24 protein-coding genes are annotated in these 17,904 nt (G+C 49.1%); 16 read left to right on the forward strand and 8 right to left on the reverse strand.

Annotation, left to right across the window (positions count from 1 at the left end; translation table 11 throughout):
• Positions 1-15: 15 nt before the first annotated feature.
• Together ICL55_RS20880 and ICL55_RS20885 are read left to right on the forward strand one after the other, a co-directional pair.
• Complete coding sequence (locus tag ICL55_RS20880; protein ID WP_188100954.1) at positions 16-1,794, forward strand: erythromycin esterase family protein; 1,779 nt, start codon at positions 16-18, stop codon at positions 1,792-1,794.
• Between the two features lie 94 nt (positions 1,795-1,888).
• Positions 1,889-3,664, forward strand: a complete 1,776-nt coding sequence (locus ICL55_RS20885) for an erythromycin esterase family protein (RefSeq protein ID WP_188100956.1) — start codon at positions 1,889-1,891, stop codon at positions 3,662-3,664.
• A gap of 9 nt (positions 3,665-3,673) precedes the next feature.
• On the opposite strand, the gene ICL55_RS20890 is transcribed toward ICL55_RS20885, so the two are convergent.
• On the reverse strand, positions 3,674-4,204 hold the full coding sequence (locus tag ICL55_RS20890) for an outer membrane beta-barrel protein (RefSeq protein ID WP_188100959.1): 531 nt from the start codon (positions 4,202-4,204) through the stop codon (positions 3,674-3,676).
• Between the two features lie 117 nt (positions 4,205-4,321).
• Here ICL55_RS20890 and ICL55_RS20895 point away from each other — a divergent pair, with 117 nt between their 5' ends.
• The 3 genes from ICL55_RS20895 to ICL55_RS20905 all read left to right on the forward strand — a co-directional run bounded on the left by ICL55_RS20895 (position 4,322) and on the right by ICL55_RS20905 (position 6,732).
• Positions 4,322-5,770: an alpha-L-fucosidase gene (locus tag ICL55_RS20895; protein WP_188100961.1), complete on the forward strand. Its 1,449-nt coding sequence runs from the start codon at positions 4,322-4,324 to the stop codon at positions 5,768-5,770.
• Between the two features lie 6 nt (positions 5,771-5,776).
• Positions 5,777-6,091: a hypothetical protein gene (locus ICL55_RS20900; RefSeq protein ID WP_188100963.1), complete on the forward strand. Its 315-nt coding sequence runs from the start codon at positions 5,777-5,779 to the stop codon at positions 6,089-6,091.
• Between the two features lie 68 nt (positions 6,092-6,159).
• Positions 6,160-6,732, forward strand: a complete 573-nt coding sequence (locus ICL55_RS20905; RefSeq protein WP_188100965.1) for an NADPH-dependent FMN reductase — start codon at positions 6,160-6,162, stop codon at positions 6,730-6,732.
• A gap of 1 nt (position 6,733) precedes the next feature.
• Here ICL55_RS20905 and ICL55_RS20910 read toward each other — a convergent pair whose 3' ends face one another.
• Positions 6,734-7,189 (reverse strand): hypothetical protein, encoded by a 456-nt coding sequence (locus tag ICL55_RS20910; RefSeq protein WP_188100967.1) that lies wholly within the window; start codon positions 7,187-7,189, stop codon positions 6,734-6,736.
• A 70-nt stretch (positions 7,190-7,259) separates the two neighbouring features.
• On the opposite strand from ICL55_RS20910, the gene ICL55_RS20915 reads away from it, so the two are divergent.
• The 3 genes from ICL55_RS20915 to ICL55_RS20925 are packed head-to-tail and all read left to right on the forward strand — an operon-like array spanning position 7,260 to position 9,003.
• On the forward strand, positions 7,260-8,171 hold the full coding sequence (locus ICL55_RS20915) for a helix-turn-helix domain-containing protein (RefSeq protein ID WP_188100969.1): 912 nt from the start codon (positions 7,260-7,262) through the stop codon (positions 8,169-8,171).
• A gap of 53 nt (positions 8,172-8,224) precedes the next feature.
• Complete coding sequence (locus ICL55_RS20920; protein WP_188100971.1) at positions 8,225-8,686, forward strand: hypothetical protein; 462 nt, start codon at positions 8,225-8,227, stop codon at positions 8,684-8,686.
• A gap of 2 nt (positions 8,687-8,688) precedes the next feature.
• Positions 8,689-9,003 (forward strand): DUF3817 domain-containing protein, encoded by a 315-nt coding sequence (locus ICL55_RS20925; protein ID WP_188100973.1) that lies wholly within the window; start codon positions 8,689-8,691, stop codon positions 9,001-9,003.
• 32 nt (positions 9,004-9,035) lie between these two features.
• Here ICL55_RS20925 and ICL55_RS20930 read toward each other — a convergent pair whose 3' ends face one another.
• Both ICL55_RS20930 and ICL55_RS20935 read right to left on the reverse strand, forming a co-directional pair.
• Positions 9,036-9,251, reverse strand: coding sequence for a helix-turn-helix domain-containing protein (locus ICL55_RS20930; protein ID WP_188100975.1), 216 nt, complete (start codon positions 9,249-9,251; stop codon positions 9,036-9,038).
• Between the two features lie 2 nt (positions 9,252-9,253).
• Entirely contained in the window at positions 9,254-9,799 is a 546-nt protein-coding gene (locus tag ICL55_RS20935) for a DUF2975 domain-containing protein (RefSeq protein WP_188100977.1), read from the reverse strand.
• A 104-nt stretch (positions 9,800-9,903) separates the two neighbouring features.
• Here ICL55_RS20935 and ICL55_RS20940 point away from each other — a divergent pair, with 104 nt between their 5' ends.
• On the forward strand, positions 9,904-10,809 hold the full coding sequence (locus ICL55_RS20940) for a polysaccharide deacetylase family protein (RefSeq protein ID WP_188100979.1): 906 nt from the start codon (positions 9,904-9,906) through the stop codon (positions 10,807-10,809).
• Here ICL55_RS20940 and ICL55_RS20945 read toward each other — a convergent pair whose 3' ends face one another.
• Complete coding sequence (locus tag ICL55_RS20945) at positions 10,810-11,304, reverse strand: DinB family protein (protein WP_188100982.1); 495 nt, start codon at positions 11,302-11,304, stop codon at positions 10,810-10,812. It lies immediately after the preceding gene.
• A 144-nt stretch (positions 11,305-11,448) separates the two neighbouring features.
• Between ICL55_RS20945 and ICL55_RS20950 the strand changes: the two genes are divergently transcribed.
• Together ICL55_RS20950 and ICL55_RS20955 are read left to right on the forward strand one after the other, a co-directional pair.
• A complete protein-coding gene (locus ICL55_RS20950; protein WP_188100983.1) occupies positions 11,449-11,748 on the forward strand; it encodes a hypothetical protein in 300 nt (99 codons plus the stop codon).
• 28 nt (positions 11,749-11,776) lie between these two features.
• A complete protein-coding gene (locus ICL55_RS20955; RefSeq protein ID WP_188100984.1) occupies positions 11,777-12,553 on the forward strand; it encodes a 3-keto-disaccharide hydrolase in 777 nt (258 codons plus the stop codon).
• Positions 12,554-12,568: 15 nt separating this feature from the next.
• Here the strand turns inward: ICL55_RS20955 and ICL55_RS20960 are convergent, their stop codons facing one another.
• Positions 12,569-12,742: a hypothetical protein gene (locus ICL55_RS20960; RefSeq protein WP_188100985.1), complete on the reverse strand. Its 174-nt coding sequence runs from the start codon at positions 12,740-12,742 to the stop codon at positions 12,569-12,571.
• Between the two features lie 144 nt (positions 12,743-12,886).
• Between ICL55_RS20960 and ICL55_RS20965 the strand changes: the two genes are divergently transcribed.
• The 3 genes from ICL55_RS20965 (at position 12,887) to ICL55_RS20975 (ending at position 15,520) form a co-directional block, all read left to right on the forward strand.
• A complete protein-coding gene (locus ICL55_RS20965) occupies positions 12,887-13,870 on the forward strand; it encodes a GlxA family transcriptional regulator (protein ID WP_188100986.1) in 984 nt (327 codons plus the stop codon).
• 157 nt (positions 13,871-14,027) lie between these two features.
• Positions 14,028-14,774: a nucleotidyltransferase gene (locus ICL55_RS20970; protein WP_188100987.1), complete on the forward strand. Its 747-nt coding sequence runs from the start codon at positions 14,028-14,030 to the stop codon at positions 14,772-14,774.
• A gap of 2 nt (positions 14,775-14,776) precedes the next feature.
• Entirely contained in the window at positions 14,777-15,520 is a 744-nt protein-coding gene (locus tag ICL55_RS20975) for a metallophosphoesterase family protein (RefSeq protein ID WP_188100988.1), read from the forward strand.
• 68 nt (positions 15,521-15,588) lie between these two features.
• Here ICL55_RS20975 and ICL55_RS20980 read toward each other — a convergent pair whose 3' ends face one another.
• Positions 15,589-15,792, reverse strand: a complete 204-nt coding sequence (locus ICL55_RS20980) for a hypothetical protein (protein WP_188100989.1) — start codon at positions 15,790-15,792, stop codon at positions 15,589-15,591.
• Positions 15,793-15,829: 37 nt separating this feature from the next.
• Positions 15,830-16,054 (reverse strand): hypothetical protein, encoded by a 225-nt coding sequence (locus tag ICL55_RS20985; protein WP_188100990.1) that lies wholly within the window; start codon positions 16,052-16,054, stop codon positions 15,830-15,832.
• Between the two features lie 404 nt (positions 16,055-16,458).
• On the opposite strand from ICL55_RS20985, the gene ICL55_RS20990 reads away from it, so the two are divergent.
• Positions 16,459-17,292 (forward strand): mechanosensitive ion channel family protein, encoded by an 834-nt coding sequence (locus tag ICL55_RS20990; protein WP_188100991.1) that lies wholly within the window; start codon positions 16,459-16,461, stop codon positions 17,290-17,292.
• A 48-nt stretch (positions 17,293-17,340) separates the two neighbouring features.
• Entirely contained in the window at positions 17,341-17,793 is a 453-nt protein-coding gene (locus ICL55_RS20995; protein WP_188100993.1) for a GNAT family N-acetyltransferase, read from the forward strand.
• Positions 17,794-17,904: the final 111 nt, after the last annotated feature.

Consider the following 17,904-nt stretch of genomic DNA (forward strand, 5'->3'; position numbering starts at 1 on the left):
GAAATCGTTTTTAACATGAAAAAAATCCTGTCATTCATGTTGCTGCTTGTCTCGTCCCTGGTATGGGCACAACAGCGATATAATCTTGACATGGAAAAAATCGATTCGCTGACCGGCTGGCCTGCTTACTGGCAGGGCTTTACACGCAAACCGGAAAATGACTGCAATGCCTCCACGGACAGCACGACCGTTTATTCCGGGCGGTATTCCATACGGCTGACAAAAGACAGCGCTGAGGCAAAGACAGCAGTCGGGGTTGCCTACACGATACCGGTGGATTTTTCAGGTAAGGAGATCGTACTGCGGGGGTATGTCCGGACGGAGGGGATAACAGGCGGTTGGGGTGGTTTATGGATGAGAACAGACGGGGCCCATGCCTCTAAAAATATGCGTCACCGTAATATCGAAGGTACCACGCCCTGGGCAGCTTATGAAATCACCCTGCAACTGGATAAGACAGTCACGCAGCTTGTCCTGGGCGGTTCATTAACCGGAAAAGGGAAAATGTGGATGGACAGCCTCTCTTTGTTGGTGGATGGAAAAAACGTGCAATTGATTCCTGCACCGCGCACAGTTATGAGCGATGTGGCGCTCAACTGGTTAAAGGTCCATGCAATGCCCTTAAAGACGGTGGATGCGGGCCATGGCAGTGAAGATTTGCAACGTCTGAGATTACTGATTGGTGATGCAAGGATCGTGGCATTAGGAGAATGTACGCACGGCACCAGTGAGGTGTTTCGCATGAAACACCGGCTGCTGGAGTTTCTGGTGACAGAAATGGGCTTCCGGATTTTTACGATGGAAGCCAACCTACCGGAGACCAATGTGGTGAATGAATATGTGTTGTATGGTAAAGGTACCCCTGAAACGGCGCTGAAAGCGATGAACTTCTGGATATGGAACACCCGGGAGGTACTGGAGATGGTGCAGTGGATACGAGCTTATAACATGGCTCATCCCCATGATATGGTGCAGTTTGCCGGTGTTGATATGCAGTTCGGTAAAGGAGCCTGTAACAACCTCTTACAATTTGCCTCACAATACGCGCCGGAACTGAAACCGCTGATAGATACCGTTGCGTTGTACGTTGAAAAGTATAAAGCAAGATATACTCATCCGCTTAGTAAAGACGAAAATGCACAAATGAAAAAGCCATTGGATAAGATAGCTGGCATTTTTGATAAGGAACGAAAACGATATCAACAACAGGCAGGTGACAGTATCGTGAGGTGGCAGGAATACAATTTGGTGGTATTGCAACAATATCTTCAATCGCTCTCGATTTTTCGTGGCGGGTATGAGTTCCGTGATAAGTGTATGGCGGAGAATGTGGTGTGGCTTACCAGACAGTATCCCGCCCGGAAGATGGTATTGTGGGCACACAGTGGGCATGTGGGAAGAAGTCGGCAGGGGATGGGTGGCTATCTTGATAAAGTCTTCGGGAAAGACATGCTGGTTATTGGCTTCGGCGCCGCAGAAGGTCAATATACAGCTATTAAGAATGGTGCCGGGCTTCGCCGCGATAACCTGCTATGCACACCGGTATTACATTCTTTTGAAGCTTATGCACAGGCCAGCGGCATGGGCGATTTTATACTGGATATTCGTCGGGAACAACTGCAAGAGGACCGCGCCGGCTGGTTGTTGCAAAAAGCCCGTTTACGTAATATCGGTGCGCTGGCACGCGATGACTATGCACAATTTGAATATGTTTTGTTACCGGAAGTATACGATATGATCATTTATCTTGAACATACTACTGCCAGTAACCTGTTAACGCCCCGGGGAAAATAAATGATCACCGGCTATGCAGAAACGAATCAGCTTGTGAAAATTTTTTTGATAAATGACCGTTTAACTTAGTACAACCAAGATATGCTATTCCTATATGAAAAAAGTCCTGTTATTACTGCTGCAATTTATCCCTGTTGTATTGTTCGCCCAACAGCGCTATAATCTGGATATGGAACAAACGGATTCGCTGTCGGCGCTGCCGGTGGGATGGTCGACCTTCGCCGTCAGACCAAATGTCAACCACACATTGCTGGATAGTACCACGGTGTATGCCGGGAAATATGCCATTCTGTTAACGAAAGATAGTATCGGGGAGACAACCCCCAGCATAGTCATGTATGCGATACCGGCAGGTTTTGATGGAAAAACCCTGAAGCTGCGCGGGCATATACGGACAGAAGCCGTAGAGGGCGGCTATGCCGGGTTATGGATGCGGGTGGATGGGACGAGCGCTTTTGATAATATGAGCAATCGTGGTATTAAAGGTACTACACCCTGGACACCTTACGAGATAGAACTGAAACTGGAAAAGTCGGCCACGAATGTTATGTTAGGAGGGCTGCTCACCGGAAAAGGAAAAATGTGGATGGACAGTCTTTCGCTTTCCGTAGATGGAAAGGATATACAGCTGATACCGGAAGAAGATGTTGCTGCCAAAACTGATAGACAGCGCTGGCTGAAAGCCCATGCTATGCCGTTGAAGGCCGTGGATGCCGGTCATGGCAGCAAGGACCTGCAAGGCCTGAAACTATTGGTGGGTAATGCACGGATAGTAGCGTTGGGCGAATGCACCCACGGCTCCAGTGAAGTGTTTCGGATGAAACATCGTTTGCTGGAATTTCTGGTGACGGAAATGGGTTTCCGCATCTTTGCGATAGAAGCCAATCTGCCGGAGACCAATATCATGAATGACTATGTGTTGCATGGCAAAGGCAGTGCGGAGAAAGGCCTCGACGCCATGTATTTTTGGACATGGAACACCAAAGAGGTATTGGAGATGGCCAAATGGATGCGGACCTATAATATCGCGCATCCGGATAAGATGGTGCAGTTTGTGGGTTTTGATATGCAGTTCACGCGGGGCGCCTGTGATAACCTTTCGCAGTTTGCTACGCAGTATGCGCCTGAACTGAAGCCGGTAATGGATTCCGTGGTACTGTATTGCAATAGGTACAAGCGTGTTACCTTCGATCATCCGATCCCCGGTGAGGACAAAGAACGGCTGGCCGGCTGGCTGAACGAGATCGGTGATCTGCTTAAAAACAACCGGAAACAATATGCGCAATTGGCGGGAGATAGCGTATGGGCCTGGCAGACCCGTTATTTGGTGGTATTGCAACAGTATTTGAAAATGTATGGGGAGTTCCGTTACGGTCGCCTTATCCGCGATGAATCCATGGCAGAAAATGTAGCATGGATCGCAGCGCAATATCCTGATCAGAAGCTGGTGTTATGGGCGCATGATGGCCACGTGGGCAGAAGAGCTGCTTCTATGGGAGGCCACCTGGACAAAACATTTAAAAAGAAGATGGTGGTTGTTGGTTTCGGTACCGCCAATGGACAGTACACGGCCGTGAAGAAAGGGAAGGGACTGCAACGGGATAATACCCTGTGTGCGCCCATATCACGGTCGTTCGAGCGTTATGCGCAGGCCACCGGTATTGGTAATTTTATCCTTGATATCCGCAAGGAGAGCCTACAAGATGAACGCGCCTCGTGGTTGTTGAACAGCGCCCGTTTACGCAGCATCGGTGCATTGACGCCAGACAATTGTAACACGCAGTTTGAAGGCGGTGTACTGTCGGATATCTATGACGCCATTATTTATATCGAGAACACCACCGCCAGTGAAATACGATACGGCAATTAGGCGTTGCGGTTACCAGTTATATCCTACACGCAGGGAAAGGTAGCTGTAGCCGCCTTTTTCCAGTACATTTTGTTCAGGTATGCCCATGCCCTGTGGGATGCCGGTGAGCTGTAGCCCCATATCTATTTTGCCTTTGCCTACAGGAAGCAGATAACCGGCTGCGGGAGCAATCGCCAGGCGGCTGCGCATATGTTCGCTGCCTTTGATCGCGATGCCTGTACTCACTCCGCCATAAAGGAACGGCCAGGGATAATAACGCATGCCTGCCATCACCGGCACGAGATTAAAAGTGGTGATATTCACATGAGCCCAGGGATCGTAAAAATCTGTGGAGAAGTGTTCATAGCCTACCGTTGCTGTCACAGCGAATGTAGGATGAAAATGATATGCTCCTGTCACAAATCCGCCGATACCTTTAGCATCTAATGCGCGCAGGGTGGAAATGGATGCTGATGGTCCTATGCTGACGGTGAATTTTTTCTGGGCAGGGGCAGCTATCGTCAGTAGTGAAAGGGACAACAGGGATATTATTTTCTTCATGCAGCTATAACGACCCGGAATGCGCAAATGTTACAGATTTGGAATTGGCCGCTGTGGTTTATATATTTAGTGACGGTAAGGGAGAGATTTCACGTTACTGCTAAAATTCCATTATTAATGAAGAAAATGTTATCAGGCATGGCATTGTTGCTGTGCAGTTTTTCCACACTTTTTGCGCAAAAATATACGGCCGACTGGAACTCGCTTAACAAACGGGGTATTCCTGCGTGGTTTAATGAAGCCAAGTTCGGCATCTTTATCCACTGGGGCGTATATGCAGTGCCGTCCTTTGCAGTGGTGGGCCCCGGCGGGTATTCTGAATGGTACTGGTACAACCTCGATGGCACCAAAGAAGGTAGCCATGCTAAAGTGCAGGCATTTCACGACCGGCAGTATGGCCATGATGTACCCTATCAGCAACTGGAAAAACAATTTAATGCGTCACTCTTTGATCCGGCGCAGTGGGCCGATGTCTTCAAACGCTCCGGCGCCCGCTATGTAGTGCTCACCTCCAAACATCACGAAGGATATTGTTTGTGGGATAATAAACAGGCCGATGCTTCCTGGGGGCGTCCCTGGAATGCGGTAACAGGTACGCCTAAACGTGATTTGCTGGGTGACCTGACAGCGGCGGTGCGCAAGGCGGGTTTGCGGATGGGATATTATTATTCCCTGTATGAATGGTTTAATCCGTTATATAAATCAGACAGGCAGCGTTATGTAAAAGAAGTGATGATGCCACAGTTCAAAGATCTGGTGACCCGTTACAAACCATCTGTTATTTTTTCTGATGGGGAATGGGAGATGTCAGATACCGCATGGCACAGTACGGAACTGCTGGCGTGGCTGTACAATGAATCACCCGTGAAAGATGAAGTAGCCGTAGATGACCGCTGGGGCAGTAATACCCGTGGCAAAAACAACGGCGCCACTTATCTCACCTCGGAGTATGGCAGCGGGATGCAGCCGGGCGTGGTATGGGAAGAGAGCCAGGGCATCGGGCAGTCGTACGGGTACAACCGGATGGAGACGGCAGACGATTATAAAAAAAGCAACGATCTGTTGTTATTGCTGACGGATATCGTGTCCCGTGGCGGGAATCTGTTGCTCGATATTGGGCCTACCGCTGATGGCCGTATTCCGGTGATCATGCAACAGCGCCTGCTGGATATGGGCGCCTGGCTGCAGATAAACGGTGAAGCTATTTATGAAACCAAACCCTGGAAAGATACCCGTCAGTGGAGCAGCGGCAAACGGCCGGAAGTGAAGGACGCCAGCTATATGTCTGGTTATAATATCTCCGCGATGGTGCAACCTTCTGCCGCACATGCGCACATAGAAATGTTTTTTACTACCGCGAAAGATGCCTTATATTGCATAGTGCCACGTTTTGAACAACAACTGCGCATCCGTGACTATACCGCTCCTAAGAATGTTTCCTGTAGTATTCTGGGTTGCAACAAATCAATCAAAGGGCAGCAGGAGGGAAAGGACTATGTGATTGATTTATCGGGGCTTCGCCCGGGAGATGTTCCTCCCCAACTTTTTGTAGTGAAGATAAAATAAGCGCTCATGAACTTTGAAGGAGATTGCCTCCGCGAGGCCGGGCTGCTGGACGCACCCTCATTGTTGTCTATGCTGGGAGAAGGCTGGACAGAAGACGATGTTCGTCGCCTATATCCGTTGGCGTTGCCACAGGCCACAAACGGCCGGAAAATAGCGCTGATGCGGCAGCTGGCCGATGTAGACGGTTATTCCCGTTTGTACCGTATAGGGCAGTATTACCTCTTCGAGTCTATCGACGGCTGGATGCATGACGTATTCGCCAGTGAACCGCTCATGCTGGATATCATCGCGGCGATGCAGCATCTGAAGCAGAAGGAATAAAAAATTGAAACCCCGGTTGATTGCAGCCGGGGTTTCGTATTTTTAGGCGGTAAAAAAGGACCGTCAGCATGTCACAGAAAATCCAGTTACTCGCTATTTCCGGCAGCACCCGGCAGCAATCATCCAACCATCAGCTGATACAGGCTATGGCCGCCTTAGCGGCCGATGTGGCCGATGTGCAGCTGTTTGATGGGTTAACCACCATTCCGCATTTTAATCCCGATCTTGATAATGATCAGCCACCGGCGGAAGTAACTGCTTTCCGGGAGCGCCTGCGCGCCGCTGATGCGGTGTTGATCTGCAGCCCCGAATATGCCATTGGCGTGCCCGGTACGCTGAAAAATGCGATCGACTGGATCGTTTCTTCCATGGAGTTCTCTAAAAAGCCGGTAGCGCTGATCACTGCGGGCACCTCCGGCGTGAAAGCCCATGCATCCCTGCTGGGTACCTTATTGATCATTGAATCAAAAATTGCCACCGATGCGCAGCTGGTGATTTCCGCGGTGAAAACGAAGCTGAATCAGGATGGGGTTATTACCGATGCGGCTACGCTGGAAAAAGTGAAGGGGCTACTGCTTGCGTTGATAGCAGTGGTGAAGGAAGAACCGCAGGAGCTGCTTCCCCCACCATCACTGCGTTAAATTATTTTCTGTGCCAGGGGATCAGCGTGTCTGCCGGCACATCATATTCGTAAAGCTTTCTTGTTGCGGTATTGATATATAACCATCCATCGGTGACAAACCGGGGGTTGGAATGGTCTTCCTCTTCCACATGGTGGCCGAGATGGATAATCATGTACTCCGCCGAATCTGTTTTCTCTGTGTTGTCCAGTATCCAGGTGAATGAACTGTCTTTCACCGCATATTTGATCAATTCATTGCTGGTCTCTTTTGCATAAGCCATGATCAATGAATCTGCCCAGGGGGGCGTAGCGCCGGGAATGCCGTCGGCGTTGGCTTTTGCCTCCTCTGTTGTCGTGGCAGGCGGTGCGGTATTGACAGTAGCTGTGGTGGTGTCGGTTTTCCCTTGTTGGTTATTTCGGTCAGCACAGGCCATGGTCATGCATACAGGCATCAGGTAAATAAAATACTTCTTCATAAAATATGTCTGGTATATAAACGTCTACCTGGGTACTAAAGTATGTAAATAAATTAATACCCGTTGGACCATGCCTGAAAAAATCAATAGCCTGTCTGACCCTGCAGCCTTTACAGCGGCGTATATGCCGGGAATGGACAGGCAGGAAATTTTTAAAGGAGGCAGGGAAAAATTTTTTATCCTGAAGGTGGAAGACATGTACCGGCATCTGAAAGGAGGGGTGCCCGCTACCAGGTCCACCATGCATTCCTGCCTGTTTCTGACAACAGGAAAGGCCGTGATCAGGGTAGGCAGTGAACCCTGTGAGATCTATGCGAATGAGCTGGTGTTTGTGGCGGCGGAACAAATATTTTCTTTCAGCGAAGGTGATGACAACACGGGTTATCTGTGCGTTTTTCATGATGATATGTTGATGGGCAAATTTGGGAGCAGTAGGTTGGGGACAGATTTTGCATGCCTGCGGGCCTGGGGAAATCCTGTCGTGCGGCCCGACGGGCAAACGGCCGGTTTTATCCTGCAATTGCTGTTGCGGTTGTATCATGAGTACCGGCAACAAGGCATTCAACGGCCGGATATCATTCCATCTTATCTGATAGCCCTGCTGAGCGAAATCAATACGGTGTATCAACCTTTGCAAAGGCCGGAGCGATCGGCGGCGCTTCAGTTGGCCAACCGTTTCCAGGACCTTCTCTTTACCGGTGTGCCACGATGGCGGCAGGTGGCCGATCTGGCGGCACAGTTACATATTTCTCCCAATCATCTCAATAAAATTGTCAAACAGGTGACCGGCAAATCGCCTACCCGCTGGATCGATGAAGCCACGGTGCGGGAAGCCAAAATATTGTTATCCCAACAGGAGATGCCTGTTGGCGAGATAGCGCTCACCGTAGGCATTGAAGATGCTTCTTATTTTACCCGGCTCTTTAAAAAATATGAAGGGGTTACGCCGACCACTTTCCGGAACAGGATTGAAAAATCCTGAAACAAGACTTTTCTGTCCTAGCGAAGCACTGTATTCTGCTTCAATTTTGCAGTATGTATGCTTCGTTTTTGTTTTTGCACAGTGCAACCCGCTGGGCGTTGCTGATCTCCCTGTTGTATGCCATCGGCAGAGGAATAGCCGGATGGGCGGGCCGCCGGCCTTTTACCCGTCACGATAACCTGGTGCGGCATCTGACGGCCACCATGGCGCATGTGCAGCTGCTGATAGGTTATGTGCTGTATTTCCAGAGTCCGCTGATCGCTTATTTCCGCTCGCATGTGAAAGCAACGCTGCCTTTTGAATTCCGTTTTTTCGGATGGATACATGTGCTGCTGATGACAGTGGCGGTGATACTGCTTACCATCGGTAGTGCGGCGGCCAAACGGCAGGAGACAGACCTGCGGCGGTTTCGCACCATGACCATCTGGTTTGTGCCGGCATTGTTACTGATTATGATGGCCATACCCTGGCCTTTTTCACCACTGGCCCACCGGCCATATATCCGTATGTTTTAGTTATGAACAAATTTTTCACCACACCATTGGGCAGGCTACGGCTGATAGGCTTGCTGGAAGGTATCTCCCTGTTGTTGCTTGTCGGTATAGCCGTGCCGTTGAAATATTTCGGCAATGATCCATCGCTGGTAAAGGCGATCGGGCCGGTACACGGATTGCTCTTTGTGTTTTTCGTTGTGAATACCATCACCGTGGGCATTGCCTATAAGTGGGCTTTTCGTACCACCACGTGGAAGGTATTGGTGGCCTGCATGATCCCGTTCGGGACCTTTTATGTAGACCGGAATATTCTTGCTAAAATGAAAGAGCGGCCCTGAAAATAACAGCCTGTTTTTTTTAAGGCAGGCTGTTATGCTTCTTCCTCATCACGATACTCCAGAATGTCTGCCGGCTGGCAGTCCAGCGCCTTGCAGATAGCATCCAGCGTGCTAAAACGTACCGCCTTCGCCTTGCCTGTTTTCAGGATGGAGAGGTTAGCCAGCGTGAGACCAACTTTTTCTGATAGTTCGTTTAAAGACATTTTGCGTTTGGCCATCATTACATCCAGATTTACGATAATTGCCATGGCTATACGGTTAATTCGTGTTCGGTTTGCAGTTCAATTCCTCTCCTAAAAATCTGCGCAATCACAAAAAGAGTGACGCTCATAAACAGCCATACATCGGCGCCGCCTAAACGTAAATACTGCACGTCAGGCATGGGGACGCCCTGCTGCACCAGCCATGCCGTGAACTTCGCGCCGCACCAGGAGAACAGCCCTATCATAAACGGTACATAGGACAGCCTGGCAATAAAACGTCCCACTTCCTTGCTAAACGGTTGCGAGAGGTTCAGTTTTTTGGTAGACAATATGGCAATGATGAGATAAAATAAATAGGCTTTTAATATGGCAACAATACTCATCGTTAATACCAACGTAAAAAAATGTTCCGGGCTATGCTTTAAAAGTGCTGACAGGTCCACTTCATGCCACAGATATTTGACGATCGTTGGATTGACAATGGCGAAGACCGCATTGGTAAGGTAACCGCCGGCCTCAACGCATATGCCCACGAATATTATCCATGAAAGGATATACAGTACTTTCAGTACCTGATTGGTGTTAACTTTCATAGTGACGGATTTTAGAGGTTCGTGATACGAATATAAAAATATTTATTGAATTTCGATAAATATTTATTGAAATTTGACTAAAATATTTTTTTATCTTCCTTTCTATGAAACGTTTATTATCTGCTATATTACTATTGCCATTATTCTCCTTTGCCCAACGGCAGGTGGCCATTACCCTCGACGACGCACCTGTCATGGCTTTGCCGGCGTACTACACCGCGGCCCAACGTAAAGCCACCAACGAAAAACTGCTGCAGCAAATCACGGCGTTACGCACGCCCGTGAGCATCTTCATCAACGGCGCGCACTGCATTGCGCCCGATCATCAACAGCTGTTAAAAAAATGGGCGGACCATCCGCTGGTAACATTGGGCAGCCATACGCTGAATCATCCCAACTGTGCAGAGCTGCCTATCGACAGTTTTAAGATGGAGGTGATGATCAATGATTATATCATCAAAGCGGTGGCGAAAGACAAGCCGGTGCCGTATTTCCGTTTTCCGTACAACGCTATGGGGAAGGATAGTGTGGCGCAGGCGGAGCGAATAGGATACCTGCAACAGAAAGGGTATACCGCTGTTCCGTTCACCGTGGAGAGCAGTGATTATCTGTTTGAACAATCCTATCAGGAAGCATTAAAGAAAAAGGACCCCAACAAAGCGAAAGGGATTGGAGAAGCGTATATCCGGTATACGTTGTTTTCGTTTGATTATTTTGAGAAACTGGCCCGCGAAGTATGCGGGCGCGATATTCCACAGGTATATCTCTGTCATGTGAATCAGTTGAACGCGGACTATTACACTACGCTGGTGAAAGCCTTGCAGCAGCGTGGCTATCAGTGTGTATCGCTACAGCAGGCCATGCAGGACAAGGTCTATGACACACCACTGTATGATCACCGCCCATATGGTTTTTCCTGGCTGTTTCGCTGGATACCGGATGCGGCTATACGGAAATCCCACCTGCGAAACAGCCCGGAGCCGGATCAGGAACTGGCGGCGTTTAAGTAGTTACAATTTTGCTTTGATATTTTTCAGTTGATGGATATGCCGTTGTGTGTGGGTGTTGATAAACTGGATCCATTCGTAGCGGGTGAAGGGGCCGAAGCCGTATACGACAAAATCGAGGCAGGTATCTTCCAGTTGAACGGTTTGGGCCGCGCTGAGGAGGTTGTCCCATCGCTGCCGCAGGCCTTGTAACAATGCTTCTTTCTCATGGTGTTCCTGTGTGGGCAGCACCATCTCCGGCGACGGGTATTTGGCGTTGAAGTTGAGAAACAGATCGCGGATGGCAGGCAGCTGTTCATCCGGCTGGCGATCGGTGAGGGCTGTGTTGCCATATACAATACCGCAATCGGAGGCCTTATAGATATGTTCAGCTACCTGTCCGGGCGTCCAACTGCCTTCAAACGGACTAACATTCATTTGCGCTTCGGAAAAGGATGACACTGTTTCCAGCAGTTCGTTGCCGGTGGCGGTTACTTCATTGATGAGTGCTTGTCGCATAACATGTGAATTTTGACACAAACTTACGCTGCATTCACCACCCTGAAGGGGTGTAACTATGACTTTTCGCAGGGTGCATTGCGACAATGCATTTTAATAGCTATCTTGTGCGTGAAAACAAATTCCACGTAAAACAAACTCACCATGGATTTACAAACATTTATGACTGCCATGAATGCTGCCCGGCCCCCTGATGGGCTGACAGTATATTTGCAGGCATTGTGGTATGCAGGCAAAGGTGACTGGGACCATGCACATGAACTGGTCCAGGACCTGCCGGACCGCGATGCTGCACATATTCATGCATACCTGCATCGTGTAGAAGGCGATCAGTGGAATGCAGACTACTGGTACCGCAGGGCAGGAGAGAAAAGTCCCGCCGTAGGACTGGAATCAGAATGGCAGCAGCTCGTTCATCAAATGCTGACTGCCGGCAAAAAGTGATCATCTACCTAACTCAATAAAAATATTTATGAAAGGAAAAATCATACTGACCGCCCTCTTAGCCGGCGGATGTTTTGTAGCCCAGGCGCAGGACCAGAAAGCTAAACCGGAAGACACAGAGGTATACACGCCGGTGCCACCGGAAGTGAAACCAGGCAAAAAATGCGGCGACGCTCCTTCTGATGCGATCGTCCTGTTTGATGGATCTAACCTTGACCAATGGGTAATGGCAGACGACAGAAATACGCCTGCTAAATGGAATGTATCCAAAGGCATCCTGACTGTTAACAAGCAGGTAGGTAATATTGAAACCAAAAAATCATTCTCCAACTATCAGTTGCATATCGAATGGCGGGTGCCGGCCAACATTACCGGTACTGGTCAGGGCAGGGGCAACAGTGGCGTGTTCCTGGCTTCCATCGGCAAAGGCGATGCAGGTTATGAGCTGCAGGTACTGGACTCCTACAACAATAAGACCTATACAAACGGTATGGCAGGAAGCATCTACAAACAATTTGTGCCGCTGGCCAACCCTACTAACAAGCCGGGTGAATGGCAGGCCTATGATGTGATCTGGACAGCGCCTGTATTTGGCAGCGATGGTAAACTGGTAAGTCCGGCCAGGGTGACCGTCCTGTTTAACGGGGTGTTGGTACAAAACAATGTGGAATTAAAGGGGCCTACGCAATATATCGGCGCCGCAGCCTACCGTCAGGCACATGGTCCCAGCCCTATTAAGCTGCAGGCCCACGGTGATAAGAGCGAGCCGCTGAGCTTCCGCAATATCTGGGTCCGCGAATTATAATTCTTTTTTTGCTGCTCATTTGAGTATCAGATGGGCAGCAAAAATCATCTCCCGCAACAGGAGCTGTATGTCTTCCACCAGCCAGTCAAACAACGGGTCGTCCTGCCCGCGTCTATAAGCAGTCAATACTTTCCCTACTATTTTTGTGATCCGGTAGTTCATGATGAAAGCGATTCGTCCTGTATGCATACGTTATCCCTCCGGCGTAATATTTCTCTCATAAATGTGATATTTGCTGAATACAAACTTACTGTCGTATTTTTATATCAAAGGGCCTCCATTCCGACAAAAAAGGAGGTTGTTTACGACATTGGTTTTTTTTATATTTGGTACATGAAACACATATCCATCCTCGTCCCCAAAGGTGATGTAGCCCTATCTTGCATCGAAGGCTCATTTACAGTGTTTAACAAGGTCAATGACTTTCTGGCCGCATCGGGCAGATCCCCTTTATTTAAAGTGCAGCTGGTGGGGCTTGCACGGGATCCAGAAACCTACCACCGTCTTTTTGCTGTAACACCTGATCTCACACTGGATGAAGTCAGTCAGACAGACCTGATTGTTATCCCTGCTGTGAATGGCGACATGCACCAGGTGATCAGCCAGAATCAGGAGTTTTTCCCCTGGATTGTAAAACAGCACCATAAGGGCGCCGAAGTGGCCAGCCTATGTGTGGGCGCATTTCTGCTGGCATCCACCGGACTGCTGGACGGAAAAAAATGCTCCACCCACTGGTTTGCCGCCAATCATTTCCGGAAGATGTTCCCGGACGTGCAGCTCGTCTCTGAGAAAATCATCACAGACGAAGGCGGTATCTATTCCAGCGGCGGGGCAGCCTCTTTCTACAACCTGATCATCTACCTGGTAGAGAAATATGCCGGTAAAGAACTGGCTATCCTCTGTTCCAAGATGTTCGAAATTGAATTTGAACGCAGCAACCAATCACCCTTCATCATCTTTGAAGGCCAGAAAGGTCATGATGATGAACCTATCCGTAAAGCCCAGGAATACATCGAAAATAATTTCTCCGAAAGAATCACCGTGGACCAGCTGGCGACCATGTTCTCCCTCAGTCGCCGAAACCTGGAAAGACGTTTTAAAAAGGCGACCTCCAATACCGCCGTGGAATACATGCAGCGCGTAAAAATAGAAGCCGCCAAAAACAGCCTGGAAAGAGGTTCTGAAAACGTGAGTGAAGTCATGTATAAAGTAGGATACACCGACACCAAAGCATTCCGTACTACCTTCAAGAAAATCACGGGCCTCTCTCCGCAGGAGTACCGTAATAAATACAACAGACAAGCCATCGCCAGCTAACCTCAGGGACGGCTGTCTGCCTTTTTGTTGCTTTTCTTCCTCATTCAGTCTTAACCCGGATGGGTATTTTACTGCCCATCCGGAAAGAATTTGTACTGCCTTTGCCTTATCAGGGACAGGCATAGTTTTTTATTCTGTCACTGTATAAAACAGTGATATGAAAACGTGTCCCGACGAATCCAACAGGGAAGCCCATGCTTTTTATCAGGAAGCACTTCATCACCTGAATAACAGCAGTGCCGATTACATGCTCGGCGGCGCTTTTGCCATGTTCTATTATACCGGTATCTACCGTGATACCAAAGACCTGGACATTTTCTGCAAATGGACAGAGTACCCTAAAATTCTGCAATATTTTTCCGCACAGCCCGGCTATCGGGTAGAACTTACCGACGTACGCTGGCTCGCGAAAGTGTATAAGGGAGACTTTTTTCTGGATATCATTTTTGATACGGTAAATAACATCTGCCGGGTAGATGATAGCTGGTACCAGCATACCGTGACGACTACCTTTGAAGGGGTGCCGGTGAAGCTGATGGCGCCGGAAGAGCTGGTATGGTGCAAGATATATGTGCAAAACCGCGAACGCTTCGACGGAGCGGATATCAACCATATCCTGCTTCGGCATAAGCCGTTCGACTGGAAACGGCTGCTTTTCCGGCTCGATCAGCACTGGCATCTGCTGCTGGCGCAACTGTTGATATTTCAGTTCGTATATCCGGCAGATTATCCGGACATCATTCCGCGCTGGCTGTTTGATGAGCTGATGGACCGGGCCCGCCAGCAGTACGAGTTGCCGCGGGCCGTAGAAAAAGTCTGCCGCGGCCCTTTTATAGACCAGACCCAGTACGAAATCGACGTTAAAATATGGGATTATAAAGCTTATACAATTAAAACCGTATAGTCATGACCGATACCAAACATCCTGTCCGCATTGCTGCCGTGGCAGACCTGCACGTGACGGTGGAGGACAAAGGGAAGTGGACCGATTGTTTCCGGGAGATATCTGCCAATGCGGATATCCTGCTGTTGTGCGGCGATCTTACCGATACCGGCGATGAATCGGAAGCTGCCGTGTTGTACGACGAACTGAAAGTCTGCAATATCCCGGTCATCGGGGTATTGGGCAATCACGACTGCGAAAAGGGGCGCCAGAAAATTATCCGTAATATTATTCAGGGCATTGCCCATGTGCATATCCTCGATGGGGAAGCCATTGTGGTACATGATATCGGCTTTGCCGGTGTGAAGGGCTTTGGCGGCGGCTTTGACGGCCATATGCTGTCAATGTTCGGAGAGAATGCCATGAAAGCTTTCGTACAGGAGTCAGTAGATGAAGCGCTGCACCTGGACCGGGCGCTGGCCAAAATAGAAAAAGAACATCCGGGTATGAAGAAAGTGGCGGTGTTGCATTATTCGCCTGTATCGGAAACAATTGCCGGGGAGCCGGAGGTGATCTATCCTTTTCTGGGCTCGTCGCGGCTGGCCGAACCGCTTACCCGCCATCAGGTAAATGCGGCCTTCCACGGGCATGCGCACCATGGCCGGCTGGAAGGCCATCTGGGTAAGGTGAAGATCTTCAATGTAGCCAAACCGATACTGCTGGATGCCGGCTATCAACATCCGTTCTTTATGTACGAGATCAGCTGAGGTAACGCTGCCGTATATACGAAGGGACCGCTTTGGGGCGGTCCCTTGTAAAATTTCATCTTCATCGGTTACAGGTCTTCGTTCAGCGGTTCGTCTCCCGCCAGTTCTTCATCGTCGATAGGTGTCTGTTCCGGTATATCCTCTTCTGCTCTTTTTTGTTGCGTTATCCGCTCTTTGCTATGCGGATCATGCGGCTGCAGCGTGTTTTCATCTGTAACCTTTTTGTGCTCATTGCTACGGTCAGAGCCGGTTGTTTTTTCTGTTGCTGGCATAAAAAGAGATTTGCGGATGAAAAATAAAACCGGTACGCTATCGGCCTGCCTTTTCATGGTAGGCCTGTTCCCATGCATTGATAGCCTCATCGGCGCTATCGCCGACTCCGAGGATGACAGCATCGCATCCTGCACCCAGTACGCAGAAATATTCAGGCCCATCGCGATATACATCAGGCATAAAATTTCTGGCGGCAGGAGGGAGTGCCGGATTACTATAGTCTATCTTTACATGTTCTCCTTCTAACGAGAAATGGTTCATACTTGAGCTGTTTTCTCCACCTATGTAATCTAAAAACCATGCCGCCGACCACTGATCATTTTCTTTGTTTTATACAATAAAAGCAGGGAAATGTGCAATGCCCGGGACTGCCGGTTGACTTACTTTTGCCGTAACAGACGCAACCTTCGGTAGCATATCAGCATGAACTGTAAAAACATAAAGCATATTATGTATTTGTGGCGCTAAACCGCCGCTGCCGTGGCTACTGTAAACCTTTTTGACAAAAGATTATCTTTTATAACAGTTGTAGGTTAATGATAAACCGGGGTATTCCTATCCCGGTTTTTTCATGATTTGGGTAGGTTGTTCCACGGTGAAAACCGGCTACAGCCTTGTATTAGGCAGCTATATACCTGTGTCCGAAATTTGCATGGAAGATTGTCATGTATTATTCAAAGATATTAGCCGGGGAGTGGACCGGTTATCAGGACCTGATTTTCGACAAGCTGTACAGGTGGAGCATCGCAGCCATGAAAATGTTACCCAATCTGGTGGTGGCCATAATAGTGCTGGTGCTGTTCTGGCTATTTGCCCGGCTGCTGCGGCGCCTGGCCTGGCGACTGGTATGGAAGATGACGGAAACAGCCGCTATTTCCGGACTGGTGGCCAGTACGGTTTATTTGCTGTTGTTATTGATGGGACTTTTTATCTCCCTGAACGTATTACGCCTGGATAAAGCCGTGACCTCCCTGCTGGCCGGTGCCGGCATCATTGGCCTGGCGTTGGGCTTTGCCTTTCAGGACCTCACGGCCAATTTTATCTCCGGTATTTTTATCACCTTCCGTAAACCCTTTGCTGTAGGGCATACCATTGAAACCAACGGCTTCACCGGCACTGTCAATAACATTCAATTGCGCTCCACCACCATGATTACGGCAGATGGATTACATGTGATGATACCCAACAAGGAAATTTTTCAGAAGCCGATCATCAATCATTCCCTGACGCCGCTGCGACGTATCACCCTCACTTTCACCCTGCCCGTCAGCGAGCGTCTGCCGGAGGCGGAAAAAATAATGTTGGACATCGTACGGCAAAATAAGTCGGTGCTGACCAACCAACCACGCACGGTGCGCTTCGACAGTATCGACGGTGGGAATGTAAAAGCATTGCTCTGTTGCTGGGTGAATAATGAACAGGAGGGGACCTTTGAAGATGCGGTGCATGAACTGATTGTACAGGTAACGGGAGCATTGAAGAAGGCCGGCTTACGCTGATGCCGGCTTTTTATGTATCTTCCCGGCATGATGCCCACTGCCGAAAATATGACGATTCAACTGCTGGCGCCGCAGGACGCTCTTCCCTATGATCTGTTGCTGCTGGCCGATCCTTCCAGAGAGATGATTGATACCTACATCCAACACTCCCATGTGTACGTGGCGCTGATGGGCGATTTACGTGTAGGCGTGTACGTGCTGACGCCTTTGGAAGATAACAAAGCGGAAGTGAAAAATATCGCCGTGCACGAATCCTGGCAAGGGAGAGGCCTGGGCAAACAGCTACTCGCCGATGCCGCCATAAAAGCCAGGGTATTGGGTTTCAGGACACTGGTGATCGGTACCGGTAATTCCAGCGTGGCGCAATTGTACCTCTACCAGCGCAGCGGTTTCGACATCACCGCCATCCGTAAAGACTTCTTCCTGCAACACTACGCAACGCCGATCTATGAAAACGGCATACAATGCAAACACATGATCATGCTCGAAAAAGATCTCTGATATCCATCACAGAAATGAACAAACGTGTTTCAAAATCGAACAGTTTAAATAAAAAAATATTTATAGTATATTGATTGATATGGATGCATAAGATTGGCGTTGGATATGCAG

Origin of the sequence: Chitinophaga varians (genome assembly GCF_014529945.1) — a bacterium.
GTDB classification, from domain to species: Bacteria; Bacteroidota; Bacteroidia; order Chitinophagales; family Chitinophagaceae; genus Chitinophaga; species Chitinophaga varians.